The 17,180-nt window shown below is 41.4% G+C and carries 11 protein-coding genes and 2 tRNA genes; 3 read left to right on the top strand and 10 right to left on the bottom strand.

Annotated elements, in window-relative coordinates:
- Positions 1 to 8 precede the first annotated feature (8 nt).
- Both FHS68_RS03500 and FHS68_RS03505 read right to left on the bottom strand, forming a co-directional pair.
- Positions 9 to 97, bottom strand: a tRNA-Leu gene (locus FHS68_RS03500).
- 70 nt (positions 98 to 167) lie between these two features.
- Positions 168 to 240, bottom strand: a tRNA-Gly gene (locus tag FHS68_RS03505).
- A gap of 288 nt (positions 241 to 528) precedes the next feature.
- Here FHS68_RS03505 and FHS68_RS03510 point away from each other — a divergent pair.
- Both FHS68_RS03510 and FHS68_RS03515 read left to right on the top strand, forming a co-directional pair.
- Positions 529 to 1,602, top strand: coding sequence for a TerC/Alx family metal homeostasis membrane protein (locus FHS68_RS03510; protein ID WP_167267247.1), 1,074 nt, complete (start codon positions 529 to 531; stop codon positions 1,600 to 1,602).
- A 24-nt stretch (positions 1,603 to 1,626) separates the two neighbouring features.
- A complete protein-coding gene (locus FHS68_RS03515) occupies positions 1,627 to 5,613 on the top strand; it encodes an AAA domain-containing protein (RefSeq protein ID WP_167267248.1) in 3,987 nt (1,328 codons plus the stop codon).
- Here the strand turns inward: FHS68_RS03515 and FHS68_RS03520 are convergent.
- Positions 5,608 to 6,318 (bottom strand): 3-keto-disaccharide hydrolase, encoded by a 711-nt coding sequence (locus FHS68_RS03520; RefSeq protein WP_167267250.1) that lies wholly within the window; start codon positions 6,316 to 6,318, stop codon positions 5,608 to 5,610. The genes FHS68_RS03515 and FHS68_RS03520 overlap by 6 nt on opposite strands.
- 123 nt (positions 6,319 to 6,441) lie before the next feature.
- Here FHS68_RS03520 and FHS68_RS03525 point away from each other — a divergent pair, with 123 nt between their 5' ends.
- Positions 6,442 to 6,831, top strand: coding sequence for an HIT family protein (locus tag FHS68_RS03525; protein WP_167267251.1), 390 nt, complete (start codon positions 6,442 to 6,444; stop codon positions 6,829 to 6,831).
- An 11-nt stretch (positions 6,832 to 6,842) separates the two neighbouring features.
- On the opposite strand, the gene FHS68_RS03530 is transcribed toward FHS68_RS03525, so the two are convergent.
- From FHS68_RS03530 to FHS68_RS03560, 7 genes are all read right to left on the bottom strand, one after another.
- The gene (locus tag FHS68_RS03530; RefSeq protein WP_167267253.1) at positions 6,843 to 8,327 is read right to left on the bottom strand and encodes a capsule assembly Wzi family protein; all 1,485 of its coding nucleotides are present in this window, start codon (positions 8,325 to 8,327) and stop codon (positions 6,843 to 6,845) included.
- 109 nt (positions 8,328 to 8,436) lie between these two features.
- The gene (locus tag FHS68_RS03535; RefSeq protein WP_229211756.1) at positions 8,437 to 9,837 is read right to left on the bottom strand and encodes a capsule assembly Wzi family protein; all 1,401 of its coding nucleotides are present in this window, start codon (positions 9,835 to 9,837) and stop codon (positions 8,437 to 8,439) included.
- A gap of 208 nt (positions 9,838 to 10,045) precedes the next feature.
- Positions 10,046 to 11,047 (bottom strand): sugar transferase, encoded by a 1,002-nt coding sequence (locus FHS68_RS03540; RefSeq protein WP_167267255.1) that lies wholly within the window; start codon positions 11,045 to 11,047, stop codon positions 10,046 to 10,048.
- A 344-nt stretch (positions 11,048 to 11,391) separates the two neighbouring features.
- The gene (locus FHS68_RS03545) at positions 11,392 to 12,474 is read right to left on the bottom strand and encodes a glycosyltransferase family 4 protein (RefSeq protein ID WP_167267256.1); all 1,083 of its coding nucleotides are present in this window, start codon (positions 12,472 to 12,474) and stop codon (positions 11,392 to 11,394) included.
- A 69-nt stretch (positions 12,475 to 12,543) separates the two neighbouring features.
- Positions 12,544 to 13,542 carry an NAD-dependent epimerase/dehydratase family protein gene (locus tag FHS68_RS03550; RefSeq protein ID WP_167267258.1) on the bottom strand — a complete coding sequence of 333 codons (999 nt, stop codon included), beginning with the start codon at positions 13,540 to 13,542 and terminating at the stop codon, positions 12,544 to 12,546.
- Positions 13,539 to 14,663 (bottom strand): glycosyltransferase family 4 protein, encoded by a 1,125-nt coding sequence (locus tag FHS68_RS03555; RefSeq protein ID WP_167267259.1) that lies wholly within the window; start codon positions 14,661 to 14,663, stop codon positions 13,539 to 13,541. The genes FHS68_RS03550 and FHS68_RS03555 overlap by 4 nt, the downstream gene beginning before the upstream one ends.
- Before the next feature lie 270 nt (positions 14,664 to 14,933).
- Entirely contained in the window at positions 14,934 to 17,126 is a 2,193-nt protein-coding gene (locus tag FHS68_RS03560; protein ID WP_167267261.1) for a glycoside hydrolase family protein, read from the bottom strand.
- Positions 17,127 to 17,180: the final 54 nt, after the last annotated feature.

Genomic DNA, 17,180 nt, shown 5'->3' on the forward strand with positions numbered 1-17,180 from the left:
AGGGCTGTTGGTACCGGGGACGGGAATCGAACCCGTACGAGCGTTTCGGCTCACAGGATTTTAAGTCCTGCGTGTCTACCAGTTCCACCACCCCGGCGTCAGCCATTGTTGTGAACTTTTGGCACCTATGAGAAAAAAAGCACCGTTTCCGGTGCTTATGTCCTCCGAGCGAAAGACGGGGTTCGAACCCGCGACCTCGACCTTGGCAAGGTCGCGCTCTACCAGCTGAGCTACTTTCGCGTAACCGACTCGGTTATCGTGGTGCAAATGTATGCACATGGTCTATTTGACGCAAGTTTTTATAGGAAATATTTGTTAAAAAGGCGACAACTTTCCATTAACAAATTGTAAATCAAACCTTCTACAACCTGAATTTCTTGCACTATTGCCTTCTGTCCTAATTAATATGTGCACTTTATATTTTGACTACCTTTGCCACCTGCACGGGGATTTTGACTAGATTACGGTTACATTAATTTGAATCACCCCACATTTAATCCACTGATTTTTTATTAAATAAGATCTTTCATGTTTTCCAACGAAGTACTTTTTTTCGGCGGGTTTATATTGGTAATAAGCGTAATGCTCCTGTTAGACCTCGGAGTTTTTAACAAAAAAGACCATATAGTCAAATTCAAAGAAGCCGCAGCGTGGACGATCGCCTGGATCGCACTGGCTTTGGTCTTTTACTTTATAATTAGAACACACGGGGACCTGGTCCATGGAATGGATAATTATGCGGAACTGGAGACAATTAAGAATAAATATGCGCCTCAATTACAGTTGGTTCCAGGTAACTTCAATTCAAGCGTCGAGATTTACCGGAAAAATATGTCGCTGGAATTTATCACCGGCTACTTATTGGAGTATGCACTTTCAGTTGATAATATCTTCGTGATCATTCTTATTTTCTCCTCATTCGGTGTAAGGCAGAAATACTTTAAGAAAGTGCTTTTCTGGGGCGTGTTAGGCGCTATTGTTATGCGGTTTATCTTTATTTTCCTGGGATCTGCACTCATGCAGCAATTTGAGTGGATTATTTATTTGTTCGGGATACTGCTGGTTTACCAGGGAGGTAAAATATTTTTTCAGGGTAGTGAAGAGGAAAAAATTGATCCTGCCAAACATCCTGTTGTGAAATTTGCCGCTAAATACCTACCCGTTTTTCCAAGGTATGTACGGGAGCATTTCTTTGTACTGAAGAAAGGAAAATGGCTCGTTACTCCCTTATTTGTAGTGGTGCTAATCATCGAATTTACAGATTTAATCTTCGCAGTAGATTCTGTACCAGCGGTTTTCTCGGTTACAAAAGATCCATATGTGGTGTTCTTTTCCAATATTTTTGCCATTATGGGCCTGCGTTCCATGTTCTTTTTCTTGAGCAACATTATGGGACTATTCCGCTTCCTGAAATATGGTCTAGGGGTATTGCTTGTCTTCATTGGAGGAAAGATGTTAGCTCACAAACCGCTTGAAGACATGGGATTTGAAACGGTTTATTCTCTGTATATCATTTTAGGAATACTGGCGGTAAGCATACTTGCCTCTGTCCTTATCCCTGAAAAAAAAGAAAATGAGGATAAAGTACTATCTAATAGTTAGGCAAAAGGGATCGTTTGAGTATCTATGAACCGGATTCTGAAAGCTTATTTAAAACGACTAACCAATCTCAGCGCACGCAATAAGTCCCTTTTACTTACCAACCTCGCAGCAGAACAATTTCTGGACATTCATGAGACGGATTTTCTTTTAGGGAAACCGTCTTTTGAGCTTGTAGGCCAATTGATTCAGCGAAAAACACGCATTGCGCTTTGCGATGTTGCAGATTCCCGTTTTGAAAAGGTTAATGAGGTGAGCAAGAGATTGCGAAAAATAGCACGTACTGAAAAATTCATAGAAGAGGAGCGGGGTTCGCAGGACTTGTATGTAGGATATCCATTTGTCAAAGGCAAGCTTTCCGACGGAACACCTATTCATGCCCCATTACTTTTTTTCCCGGTCACATTGCGGATGGAAAGGGAACAATGGTGTTTGTATGAAAGAGAAGAGAGTGCAATTACGCTGAATCAAAGTTTTGCGCTTGCTTATGCGCATTTTAATGAGTCGCCCATCCCCGATGATGTGCTGGAAAAATCTTTGGAAGATTTCTCGAAGGATTTTCTGGAATTCCGGACGCAATTATATGAATGGCTTAAGACGACGCCTTTCAAGATAAATTTTAACCAGCAGCTTTTTGAGGATAAGCTGGTTTCATTTAGTCCTGAAAAAAGTTCGGAATTGGCGGTTACCGAGCGAAATGGTGAGTTGAAGCTGTTTCCTGAGGCTGTTCTCGGTATTTTCCCGCAAGCAGGTTCTTATCTCGTTCCTGATTACAATACGCTTATTGAAAATTTTGAAGTAAAGCCCTTCGTGATGCCCCTGATTGGAAGTGAGGAATATGACCGGGAGGAATTGGCAGAAGCGGATCCAATTGAAGTGGGTACCCGGAGCGTAAGAGAGGAGGAGGTGCTGACTCCGTTTTCGGTGGATGAGTCCCAAGAAGAGATTATTTTGGCGGTAAAATCGGGTCGATCCGTTGTTGTTCAGGGACCTCCGGGAAGCGGCAAGTCCCAATTAATTTGCAATCTGATGGCCGACTTTTCGGCGAGAGGTAAACGTGTTTTATTAGTTTGCCAAAAACGTGCCGCTCTTGATGTTGTTTATCAGCGCCTTACAAGTATTGGGATGAATGATTTTGTAGGCTTGATCCATGATTTCAAGAATGACCGTTCATCGCTCTTCCGGCAAATTGCGTCACAAATTGAGAAGGTCGAGGCTTATCGACAGGAAAATTACAGCTTGGATGCCGTTTTTATAGAAAGGCAATTCGCCCAGGAAAGTCGTGCGATTGACAGGACGGTCGTTGATTTAACCAGTTTTCGAAATGCTTTATTTGATGAAAGTGAATGTGGGATCAGCATTAAAGAGTTATATCTTACTAGTAATCAGAACGCTGCCTTTGTAGAGGTTAAAGAATATTACAGACATTTCCGACCCGATACGTGGGATCATTTCAAAAGACGTCTCAAAACATACAGCGAATACGCGCTGCACATTACGTCTCAACATGTTTGGAGCAAACGCAAAAGTTTCGCCACATTTGGCATAAGTGAGTTGCGTGACATGGAAAGGATGCTTGCTGAATGGCCAGGAGCATCTCTTCAACAGAAGGAAAAATTTGAATCCATAACAGATCGGGCATTTTCAGATATATTTATTGGAGACAGAAGCGAAATGCTGGAAAGGCTTTTGGATATTTCAGAGCTGGTATCAAACCCGCATTCATGGACATTATTTAAAACGTATATAGCTTCTCCGTTAAGCTGTCATGAAAGACTCGCGTTTATCAGACAAACCACCGACGCATTAGAGGGCTTTCTGGCGGAAGACGGTGTTGAATTTTCTTTAAAAGGTGAACAGCTTCCAATATTCGCACAAACTTTGAAAAAAGCTGTTGATGTCAAAAAATCAGCATTTAATGCACTTTGGTGGGATTTGTTTGCCAAGGATAAGAAGGAGATTGCTTTCGTAGCAGCCGAAAATGGGTTGACCTTATCTTTGGAGGATTTAACGACGCTTCAGCTTCGCGTGAGAAATCGTCAAGAACTACACGCCTGGCTTAAAAATCCTAATTTGGGGTTTGAAACAAGCTACTTCAATGATGTTGACCCGCCAGAAGGTCAAAGATATTTGCAGTTTTTTCAACAAGCTGAAACGGCTGCTGACGCGGTCGTAGGAGCGACGATCGAACCATGGTTTTTGATTTTTACAGAAATGTCGTTGAAGGCGTCAGACATTTCTTCTTTCTTATCAAGCATAGGCCGGTTGAGGCAATGGCTGGAAGCGTGGGACCGTTTGGAAAAAGCCATGTCGCCCTTTTTGCTTCCTGATCAAATCAAAATGCTTGTCAAGGAGCCGACACACAGCCAACAATTGCTAAATTCTTTGCGAAAGGATTTTGATTCAATGGTCGACATGGATAGGATATGGCTGGAAATGTCTGCTCCCGAACAATCCGTGACCCAAAAGGTTATCGAAGCGCGCAGCGTACGGGAGCGCAGCTCACACGAAATATTGACCGTTTTCGAAAACAGCATCAAATTGGCCTGGATTGAACATATAGAAACAAAGCATCCTCATTTAAGGTCGGTAACGTCGCTGAAAATGAGGCAATGGGAGGAGCAAATTCAAGAAAGCATCACACATAAACAAAAATTAAGTGGCGATATCACTGGTATCAAACTCAGGGAAGCGACTTATCAGGATGTTGAAAAAAATCGATTAGGAAATCGGGTGACTTATAGGGAACTAGGGCATCAGGTTACCAAAAAGAGAAAGATATGGCCCATCAGAAAACTTCTTGAAAGCTACACGGACGAAGTATTTTCATTGGTTCCCTGCTGGATGGCGTCCCCGGAGGCAGTATCAGCTGTTTTTCCAATGCAGGCAGCTCTCTTTGACTTGGTGATTTTTGATGAGGCTTCGCAATGTTATGCGGAGTATGGCTTGCCGGCTGCATTTCGTGGAAAGCAGATTGTGGTAACTGGAGATAGTAAACAGCTGTCACCAAGTGATTTATACAAAATCCGTTTTGATGATAAGAGCGAGGAGGAAGAATATTCTGCCGTGATCGAAATTGAATCTTTGCTGGATCTGGCGGCGCAATCGCTGGAACAATATCAGCTAACCGGACATTACCGAAGTCTTTCCCTGGACCTTATTGATTTCTCTAACCAAAATTTCTATAAAAATACCCTGAAACTGCTCCCCGACTTTTCGAGGATTAACGAAGATGTGCCTGGAATTCAATACATTAAAACGGATGGCATTTGGAAAAATAATACGAATCTGGTAGAGGTTCAACGGGTGGTAGAATTGTTGAAAGAACTTGGGATTCAAAATCATAGCGTTGGAGTTGTCACATTCAATTTTTACCAGCAACAAGCAATTCAGGATAGCATTGAAAAGGAAGGGATCTCCGCCCCTGGCCTGTTTGTCAAAAACATTGAAAATGTGCAAGGAGACGAGCGAGACATCATTATATTCTCGATGGGATATGCTCCCGACGAGAAAGGAAAGGTTGCTATGCAATTTGGTAGCCTCAATATGCAGGGAGGCGAAAACAGGCTCAATGTGGCAGTGACGCGTGCCCGAGAGCGGATCTATTTTGTTACTAGCTTATGGCCGCCCCAGTTGCAGACGGAGCAACTGGCTAATGCCGGGCCGAAAATGCTGAAAGCCTATCTTGAGTACGCCCTGGAAGTTTCAGAGGGTAAGTTTCAGCCTCAGCCTGTTTCGACAAAACAATTCAAGGCGGACTGGCTTTTAAAGGACCGCTTACTTCAACTGCAGCCTGAATATGGGAAGGAATTGCCTTTTGGTGATGTGACGGTTAAAAAAGAAGGGGTATATAAGGGTTTGATCCTGACGGATGACGATTTGTACCATCATAGCAAGTCGTCGAAAGAACCACACGCTTATCTACCCCTCCTCCTGCGAATGAAAAATTGGCCGTTCAAACGCGTTTATAGCCGCCAATATTGGGCTAATACATTGGATGACAGCATCTTATAACTCTTTAATGCGGATGTTCCTGAAAGATACCTGGTTTCCATGGTCTTGCAATGCGATCTTTCCTTTTGAAGAAGCACCAAATCCCTCCCAGGTTTTGAATTTGCTTCCCGCAACCAGCTTGTCCCAATCTGCGCCCTGTGTAGGGAAGTCAACTACTTTTTTACCATTAAGCCAGCTTTCGCCATGGCCGCCTTTGATGACAATTTTTGCTTTATTCCACTGTCCCGCAGGTTTCACAACTTTGATATCGTTAGGTGGAAGCATATCATACAATGAGCCGGATTTGTGGTTACCGGCTTTTCCCGCTTTTGAATCCGGATGTTTTTCGTCGTCCAAAACCTGGATTTCCGGACCGGTAGAGTAGGGGCAGCAGTACTTTTTATCTTCAATCACGTGATAAATAATGCCGCTGTTTCCGCCTTCTGCGATCTTCCATTCTAATTCAAGTTCGAAATCACCGTACTCTTTATCTGTAACAAGATCCTTTCCTCCTTTTTCTGCAAGCACGATCGCTTTGTCCTCAATTTTCCATTGCGGTAACACTTTGTCTGATTGCCAGCTGTGCCAGCCATTCAGGCTTTTGCCATCAAAAAGTGTAACCCATTTGCCTTTTTCCTGGGCAATGGCAGTAGTTCCATTTAATATGAGTGAAACCATTGCGATAGCCGATGCCTTACCTAAAGCTTGCCATTTTTTACAATTCATGTCTTCTTTGTTAAAAGTTTTGGATCACAATATTAAGTACTTTTATACAGCTAATTACTTATTTTGATCAAAAGTTGGGCAGTTGTTCTCTGCCTTCATCAGCAAATACATAACCCCAATGATATGGCTTCCATATTCTCGAAAATAGTAAAAGGGGAAATCCCTTGCCATAAAGTAGCGGAGAATGACGATTTCTTGGCTTTTCTGGACGCTTTTCCAATTGCGAATGGTCACACGCTTGTTATTCCAAAAAAGGAAATAGACTATCTGTTTGACCTGGATGAAGAATTGTACTCGAAACTCTTTCTTTTCGCGAAAAGCATTGTTCCCGCGCTTGAAAAAGCGGTTCCTTGTCTGCGTATTGGTGTGAGTGTAATTGGTTTGGAAGTGCCTCACGCACATATCCATCTACTTCCGTTAAATAGTATGGCTGATGCAGATTTTGGAAAGAAAATTAAGGTTTCGCAAGAAGAATTGGCGGCAACTGCTGAAAAAATCCGAAACAACTTTTGAGAAGATTGACTTCAATAAAATGAGAAGTCTTTCCTTACACCAATCATAAATCCGTAAGTTTTTCGGTATAAATCACCGATATCGGCAGCGTATGCTCCTTTAAGGGTTAATCCTCCCAAAATATCTAATTTGGACTGTATGGCGAATAAGCCTGAGAATTGCATGGGTAAACCGTGGAACCTTTCGAGATAGGTACCTGAGTTATTGGAATAAGAAAGTTTTGTTTGCCATTCAATTTTTCTGAACAGAGTGCCTTTTAACCCCAAATGATATACAAGGACGCGGTTATTGTTGGTGAAATTATCTGCATACAACGGCCATTTCCAGCTTGTTTGTGAAGTAGGTGTGATAAAGGGAGTTCCTACGGTGCGGTCGAAGTAGGACCAGCCATCCCTGACTTGCTGATTATTGAAATAATTGTCATGTCCCCGGTATTTCCCATTTCCAATAATAAAAATATCTCCGCCCTGATCTTTAGTGAAAAGCACTTCTAACACTCCTTCGGTTATCTCAAAATCGGCACCATAAGAATTCTTCTTTTTGATCCGGAAGCCGGTTAAGCCATCCGCGATTGAGGTCAGGTAAAACAATGAACCGTCTTCATATACAAACTGTCGGTACAGCAAAAAACTAGCCTCGTAAGTTTCGACTTCAACAGCCATATCAATGGAGCCAAGATGATTGCCGATCCTGCTTGTACTGTCAAAATGCTGAAGATTGTCCCCTGATCCTCCAATGGTTCCAGCTACTGCATGAAGATAGTTTGAGAAACCATCTGGCAGGCTGCCATCTGTCGTAGTACCAAAATATTTTGATTTACCTCCCCATTGAACCTGATGGTTAAAGCCCCCATATAATTTCAGCTTAGAGTTTGCTTTTCCAATGCGTAAATAAAAAGCTTTCTGATGAAGCTTCAGACCACTAGTGGCAGGCCTGCCTCGTTCGAAAATGCCGTCGGAATAGAATGCCTGAAAGGATATCCAATTTTTCGTAAACGGAACAGAGACAAAGCGGGTTGTTCCGATAAATATTTTAGGTATTGGAAGTGCATTGCCCGACCAGGCATAAGACCCGGAACCTAAGGTTGAGTCAGCCAGGCCAACCCATTGTTTTTTGCGGCCAACGTATAATTCCCAGTTTTTAAATTTCAGCGTAGCATGCAGTTGTGGCAGCAGCAGCTTTGGTGTGTCATTGTAGCTTCCCACGGCTTCCACACCGAAGCCCAGTCTCCAAATATTTCTGTTTGTGTTGGCCGACAATGTCCAGTAATGCTCAATGCCTACTCTGGCAATTCCTGCTGGCCCGGTGACGGGAATTGTTCCGAACTGATTAGCCTGGATCCAAAACGGAGTATGACCGTTATTGCTTCCGGTACCGTCAAACTCAATATAGTTGGTGGTGGAATCAGTATAAATCTCAGGTTGGCTGGGCTCAGTTTGTGAAAAACCAATAATAGGCACTACAAGAAGGAAAATAAGGAAGTTAAAAATTCTCATAAAATTGCCCAACAGCTCGTTCGTAATGTGTATAATGTAAATCTCAAGGAAACAAAAATAAGTATAACTTTTCTGTATTCATATTGTACTTCGCGGTTGGACTGGACTATCAGTCGATAAAGCCATTTTTCCGAAACCCAATCAGCAATCCAAAGGAATGGTTATATAAGTCTCCGACGTCCGATGATATGCTCGAAAAAATAGCGGAGCCTTTCATCATTTTTAAACTTTTCTCCGCACTTAGAATAACGGATGCCTGCTGCTTTACCTTGTCGTAGGAATTAAAAAATGTGCCGGAATTCCGGGAGTATGTGCCTTTAAACCCCAACCGTACATTCAACCAGGTCGCGGTTAACCCGGTATGAAATGCCCAGAGACGGTTATTATTGGTAAATTCAGAGCTGCTTTTGGGCAAATCTTGCCTTGTATTCCCCGAAGCAGGAATGAGTGGGGTACCGATTCCTGTACCAAAATATGACCAGCCTCTCCGATACAGGTAACTGTTATAATAATTGCCTCTCTCAAATAGTGCCAGTCCGCCAAGCGGTGAGCTATTAATCTGGTTCTGTGTTCCTAAAACTTCAATAAGAAAAGACTGAAATGCGAAATACGTAGATCCATCTGGCAGTCTACCGATCCGTTTTATACTCAGGCCATTCAAACCATCTTCAAAATTGATTACTTTGAAAAGAGACCCTGTTTCGTATATATTTTGTCGATATAAAAAATACAGCCAATTTTTACGTTTCCACTCACCACCAATGTCAATCGTGCCGAAATGGTTTCCGACTTTCCTATTGTCAACCGTTTTGCCGATGATGGTATACCAATATGCCTTAGTCGGTTTGAATTCGTAGAGGGGGTTAATTTGTGCTTCACCACCCCACATGGCCTGATGATTCATTCCGGCATAAATCTTAAATCGCTGTGATGTGTTACCAAACCTCAGGTACATGCTTTTTTGGTGAAAATAGGTGCGGGGAATCCGGATGGTGCTTCCATAGTTAATGCTACTTGCCCCAAGATAACCATCGGAGTATGAGAATTTAAAGGATACAAATCCATTGGAAAAATAGAACGGGTAATAATTTGGGATGGATATTTGCACCCTCGGGATCGGCCGTGCGTTACCAGCCACGGACAGAGAGCCGGATGTAAGCGTGGTATCCATTAAACCCGTAACCATGCTTTTCTGCCCCGCTAATATTTCTACTATTCCAATTTTCGCCGCCACGTAGGCATTAGATAAAAATAAGTTGGTGGTGGATTTGCCATAGCTCCCAATGGCCTGCAAGCCAGCACTCCATTGAAATAAACGGGGATTGTTTGGATTGTACACTTTATACACGCCGAGATTGCCCAAAACAAATTTTCCATCCAGTGGGACGCTGCCGTTTTGATTGGCTTGTTCCCAGAATGGCGTTTGTTCTGTGGCACCTGCCGCCACGACAGATGCATTGTAGTAAAGCGTAGAATCCTGTGCGTAAACATTGAACGCGAGGAAAGACAAAGATAATATTAAACAGACTCGCAACTGAGGGATCGGGGCCGGCATGTAAATAAATAGAGAAACGTCTTTTCCGTTGATGAAAGGTTATTTTGCCAAAGTTATAACGTTAATTCAAAAAAAACTCTCAGACGAGAATCTCGACCTGAGAGCTTAAGAGTAAAAAATGTCAATCCTGGTATGCGTGTTTCGAAAAAGCTTCTTTTTGATGTTATCGACCTCTTTTCTTCAAGATTACAACAGCGGTCAGCAAAATGATTTTCATTTCCAGAAACAGATTCCAATTTTTTATATAGTAGAGATCATACATGAGTTTGTGACGGGCATCATATACGCCAGCCCCATAGGAATACATTACCTGTGCATATCCAGTGATCCCGGGCTTGATATTGTGCCTCATGTTGTAGTAAGGGATCGTTTCGTCAAAAGTTTCTGTGAAAACCTGCCTTTCCGGGCGAGGGCCTATAAGTGATAAGTCTCTCCTGAATATATTAATGATCTGAGGAAGCTCATCAATCCGGCTCAATCGCATAAAAGAGCCATAGGAAAAAGTTCGAGCATCATTTTTCTTGGAGAAGGAAGCGCCATTCTGTTCCGCATCCAAGCCCATTGACCGGAATTTTATACAATTGAAAGAGACGTTGTTCATGCCAACACGTTCCTGATAGTAAAAGACAGGCCCCGGAGATTCCAGCTTGATTCTGAAATAACTCAATATCCAGAGTGGAAGTGTGAATAGAAACAGGATGATTGAGATAGTCACGTCGATAATCTTTTTCGGATATCTCACTCTTCTCCCAAAGACGGGTAAGGAAAGCAGATTTGGATTAATTTCCGAGACGTTATCGGGGATGTAAACTTTTTTGAGAATCTTTTCGCAAAAATCGTAAACCGTGTTGATGCGAATGGATTTATTTTTCCTGACAACCAGCTCGTAAATGACCCTGTTTCTCTTATCATATTGGGGATTGGTCACAAGATGGATCTTCTCAAATTTATCCAAAAGCGGCCTCACGGTATGATTTAGCAAGTAATCGTCATCAGAACTATGCGGAATAAGAATGATCTCCTTATATTTTTTAAGTAGTAAGGCTAGATCATATTTCTGAAGAAAATAATCATAACTGGTAACAATCAATACTTCTTCTGAAACGGCAGTTTTGCTTAGTAGTCTGTGAATATACCTCCGTTCCGATACGTAAGTGTTGCTCATATGTGTGTATTTTGATACAAGAATATCTTAAACAATAAAAAAAAGTGTGTCAAGACACAAGTTTAAACATAAACTTTTTAAAAATGAAATTAACTCACCAATATAACAATATAAATTTTTTGGGATCGATGCCAGATAAACTAGTGAACCTGTGTTGTCTAAATGCTTACTTGGCCGTTATTTCAAAAGTAATTGTACAATTTTGAAGAATATTATGGGGTAAATGTGACACAAAGCAACATTTGTCTATGAATCGTTAAAATAGCAATATAAAGGGTTTGTTAAGATTTAGTATAAGTCCTTAATTTTTGGATATTGAAAGTGCAGATATCTTGAACCAAGGGTCAGATGGTGTTGAGTTGTTCTATTAATGATTCTGAATAGGTTTGTGCATTTTTAAATTTGTCCACACTATTTCGGCACATTTGATCGTACAATGCAGGGTTTCGCAACACCTGCACTATCTTTTCCAGTGATGGAAGCCATTGTTTAGACTCCCAGATATCAATAAAAATTGCAGTTTCCATGTCGCTGGCATAATTTGGAATTTCCCCCACTGGACTGACAATGCAAAGGATCCCATTTTGCATCGCTTCCACAACACTCATAGCCATTCCTTCCCGTGAACTGAGTTGTATAAGAAAATTGTATTGATTCATGATCTCCGTTTTGGAACCATGTAATTCACCCATGAATTTGATGTGATCCGATAGCTTTTTGAGATGGATATATTTTTTGACATCTTCCTCGGCCCCATCATTTCGTCCGTAGATGTCGAGGGTAACGTTCAGGTTTTGAGATCTTAAATATTCGATAGTGTCGATGGCTAGCGGTAGATTTTTTACCGCAGCAATTCTACCTAAAAAAAAGATGCGCACGTCATTGGTATCCAGTTGTATGAAATGAGCCTCTGCTGGCGATGGCCTTATACAAAAAGATATGATTTGAAGTGGTACATTAGGTTTGAACGTTGAATTTACAAAATCGAATGTTGCTTTTGAATCGGTTAGGATCCTATCAGAATGGCGAATTGCCAAAATTGTAAAGAAACGGTCAAACTGGTGTGCAAAACCAGTATTGTGAATGAATGCTAAGAATTGTATTCTTTTCCGGAATGCCTTCACTACAACCCCGACCAGTGAGGCCCTCCATAGAGAGCAAATCATTATTGCAGGATCAAATTGCAGGACAAACTGCAGTAGTTTAAAAATAAGCCAAGGATACAGATAAAATTTGTAGTCAAATGAATAGAGGCGGCGTTTCTCGTCAGGAGTAAGATTTGAAATAACTTTGTCATCTATTTTTCCCAGTGCTATTACTCTGAGATCGAATTGCCTATTCAATTCTGGAATCGCTGAAATTAGAGCAATCTCAACGCCGCCTATCTGAATATCATGAAGAATGTATAAGATTCGCTTTCGGTGCATGATTCTCAAAAATGCATGTATTCTAACTTTGGACGTCCTTTATTAACATTAATCTCTGATTGTCAATTTTCAGGATTGTTTGTAGTAGTCCTTATACCAATTAGCGAACAGATCGACTCCCTTTTCAACGTTTGTATTGGCACGGTATCCGGTTGTAGATTCAAGCGCTTCGGTGTCAGCCCAAGTGGAGACGATATCACCCGGGATAATGTCTTTCAGGTTTACCTCAGCCTTCCTGCTAAACGAATTTTCAAGACATTTAATAAAATACATAAGATCAACAGGCTTTCCATTACCTATATTAAATACCTGATATTTCTCGGAAAATTCCGTTTTCAAAACTGTTTGGATACCCTCAACGATATCATCTATATACGTAAAATCACGCTTCATATCCCCGTTATTGTAAACATTGATGGCCTTACCTGACTGGATGGCTTCTGCAAATAAAAATGGAGCCATATCTGGGCGCCCCCAAGGGCCGTATACGGTGAAAAACCTTAAACCAACTGTTGTGAAGTTGTAGAGGTGACTGTATGCATGGGCCATGAGCTCATTGGTCTTCTTCGAGGCAGCATAAACATTGATGGGTGTTTCTGATTTCTGACTTATCGCAAATGGCTGTTCTGTATTTAAGCCATAAACACTGGAACTGCTTGCATATACAAGTTTCTGAGGAGGATTAATGCGACAGCATTCCAATATGTTGAAAAAACCTTCAATGTTCGATTTGATGTAGCTCCTGGGATTTTCCAAACTATATCTTATTCCTGCCTGAGCTGCGAGGTTCACAATGCAGTCAAATGAATTTTCTTGAAAAAGAAGCAATAGCCGTTCAAAATCAAGAAGATCTATTTTCAAGAACCTGTAATTACCCTCGGCACTTGTGTAGTCAACATCATGCTCGTTAACGTTGATGCCGCAATCTTTTAAACGGTTATTTTTAAGCTCAACCGAATAATAATCATTGATATTGTCTAGGCCAACTACATCAACTTTTGCAGCTATCAATTTTTTTACGAGGTGGTAACCAATGAATCCAGCGGCGCCTGTGACTAAAACTTTCATCTGCTATACAAATTAACAATTTGACCGAATACAACTTCCTCGGAGAATTCACTAACTGCTAGTTTTCGGCTATATTCACCCATTTTTTTCCAGTGTGTTTTTTGTGATAACATTTTTTCTACGCTTGTCCTGATTTCATCAACGGATCTTGGCTCAATAAGGTATCCGTTTTCTCCCGACTTGACCGTCAAATTACAGCCTGGAACGGTGGTTGTAATGATGGGCAGGCCACACGCCAAGGCTTCCAAAATGCTTCGCGGAATCCCTTCCCTGTAATAAGTTGGAAGAATAAAAACTTGGGATAAGTTTAGGTAATCCTGAATGTTCGCTTTTCGACCCAAAAACCGAATCGTTGGATTTGTTTTATAGCGATCAATAAATTCTTCTGAAACTGCCCTGGGATTTTTAGTGTCCGGATCGCCAATAATGAGCAGTTCCACATCTGACCGGATTTTCTCAGGAAGCGAGTCAAAAGCCTTTGCCATTTCAGCGATCCCTTTTTCCCAGATCAGGCGAGTTGTGCATAGAAAAATGCTTTTGCTCTTATCTGTACTGATCTTGTTCTTTGGATTAAAGAACTCAATGTTTACGCCGCTCCCTTTAACCACTTTTATCTTATTCCGGAAACTGTTTTTGAAAAGAAAATCATTGAAATCGTCCGGGTTCTGAATAATCACCAGGTCGGCACGAAGAAACTGAAAAAAGAACAGAATTCTGAATATAATTCTTATAAGCCTGTAATTGAATGAGTTATTGGCAAATGCGATACCCAGACCAGCAATGTGAAGGACAACCTTCTTCCGGTTAAAAAGATTTGAGGCAACATTTATAAAATTTGGTATGAACTTGAACGAATGTATAAGGTCAATATCGTTTTTTTCGACGTAACGGCGAATACCAGAAATCGTTTTGATTAAATTAACCGGATTTGTATTGTCTCTTTCTATACTGGAATGCTGAACTTCAATGCCTTCATTATGAATAAGATCTGAATATTCATCTTGCGGCACAATCACAAATACACGGAATCCATCCTGGATCAGGTATCGAGCAAATGGCATGCGGGCCTTATAAAAATCTTCACCATCATGCGCCAAGAGAAGGATATTTTTAGATGTCATTCCTTGAAAATGAGTAAGTTGAGGTTACTTCTGCAATAACAAAATCAACTTGAAATTGCTGCGTAGCGATGTAGTGTAACTGGAATGGGTCTTGTGATGAGAGTGCTGCTGAAAGCATATAAACGCTTAGTGTGTTTTATTTCGCTGGTAAAAATACCGCTATTTATCAATTTGCCAGCAAAGCATACAAAGTCTTTGCTTTTCGATTCAGGCTGAAAATAAAAACAGCCGGTAAATATGGTTACCGGCTGACTATTTAAAATAGGAATATTATGGCTGCAAGGTCCAGGTCCCGGTCATTTCTACGACGGTCCAGGTGTTGTCTTGCGTTTTGCGCAATTTCATCTTGCTGCCTACCACTTTGCTCGTGATCCATCTTCCATTGCCTGAAGAAATGGGCATAATATTGTCCGTTGCATTAGGTACTATGTAAATATTGTAAGGAGTCCTTACTTCAATCGTAAGTTCGGGAAATCCGGCATTTACCTTTCCAAGTACCACGTTTCTTCCTGATGTAGATGTCTGATTAATGTATAATGGCCTGAAATACGTGTAATCTGCAATCGTGCCATTGTTCCCAATTTCGTGGACCATCGTGTTGTTAGGATCAGTCAAATTGAGTTCTGTATTTACAATCATGTTGTTCATTGGGAAGTAATCTGCGGATTTAATTGGACTGACAATGCTGCAGTTGAGAATCTTGTTAGTGCTGTTCCAGTCTTTAAAAGTAAATGCCCGGTGAATCAGCTTTGTGGCTCTGGTGTCAGAGATTTTGGGATTAAATATATGGATATTCCCAATGTGCGTGTCTCCGGTGTCCGCGGTTTCTCTGTGAATGTGAAATGCTGCACTCGCACTCGGAGAATTACTTGCCAAAGTATTATTGTTAATCACGGTAGGATTAATAACCATCACGGCACAAGCCCGATATCCCCAGTTGCGGGCTACGAAAGCATTGTACTTATTATTCTTCCAAACTGGATTTTCAATGGTCACCGATCCACCCAAGACATTTTTTACAGAAATTGCAAGGAGACCAAAAGAACTTCCATCATCGACATGATTGGAAATTACAATATCGATGAGGCGGTCTGTTCCTGCAAGTACCCCCGGACTAATGCAAATACCAGGTCCTCGGTTGCCCCCAGTCACCGGGTTTTCTATTCTTATGCCTTCAAGTCGTTGTTCCGGTATGCTAGATTCCAGATCTATACCGGCTTGCGGACCTTCTCCATTTGTATTGGTGAGAACTGGGTTAATGATATCAATGTTTTTAACCGATGTCACCGAGATACCCTGTCTTCTGTTATTGTTGGCTGATACATTAATCAGCTTGATATTCTCACTCACTTTGCGTGCGCTTCCTGAACCGACATAAAATCCGTCCCCGCCGCTATCGTTTGCAGCCATTCCTTCCAGCACAATATTAGTACATCCCTCCATGGAAAAAATATGTCGGTGCTGACCACTTGTATAACCCGCGCGCAAGTCTCTGAATATTACTCCATTACCTTTGATAGTGATGTTGTCGACATCATACATGTACATGATTTTCTGAGCGGTAGACAATGTACCCATCCCCTCCACGACAGTTCCGTTTTCAAAGGTTAGCGTGGAATTGCTCCAAATCCGGATAGACTTGATTTTATACGGCGATGTACCTTTTGGGAAAAACACATTCCTGTATTTGACATTATCAAGCATTTTTTGAATTGCAACCGACTGATCTGTGGTACCATTTGCAATAATTCCGAACCAGGATACATTAATCGCCCCCTCGTAAACGCGTTCATATCTCCGGCCCGGAGCGAGTATTGTCATGGCCGCATCGTCGGGAGCAGTTGAGGAAGGGTTATGCCGGAATAAACCGAATCTTCCTTCATCGGTGATAAAAACTGCTTTCGCCGTATCGGCCATCCCGGTTCTGAGCTGTGCAATGGTGAGATATGGAATGTAGCTAAGTGTATTTACCAGAGAAATCCGCGCAGCAGAATCTTCTTCAACCCGTTCAGAAGTGTCGTCGGGATGAAAAGATAGCTTTGAAACCGCTACGTAGGTACTTTGATTATCTGCTTTTCTATGACTTCGTAGTAACTGAAATACACCATCTCCCGAGTTACGGGTAAATTTTCCTTTCAATGTGTATGAAACGTAAGGTTTTCTGGATGAAAGCTCATCGCCAACGAAGTCTGTAAAGGAACCACCGGTCTGTTCGAAACCGTCTGGGAGAATGAGTTTTAACCTAAATGCATTAGACCCTTCAAAAACAAAAACGGTGTTGGTAGGGATCTGCATATAAGCAGCCCGGATGTCAATTTGGAATTCTTCATTTAATCCAACGTGTGTGGCTTTCGTTGAAACTGTAAACTTGATTGGATCAATCAGGGGTTTTCCATGAGTGAAAATCGACGCTGAGACCAGAAGCAATATAGAAATTATTCGAACTTGTAGTGATTTAATCACGATTTGTAGATTAAGAAATTTGTAATTTTTTGGTAAAATTATTAAAAATTTCTA

The sequence above is a fragment of the Dyadobacter arcticus genome (assembly GCF_011762185.1).
Lineage (GTDB): Bacteria > Bacteroidota > Bacteroidia > Cytophagales > Spirosomataceae > Dyadobacter > Dyadobacter arcticus.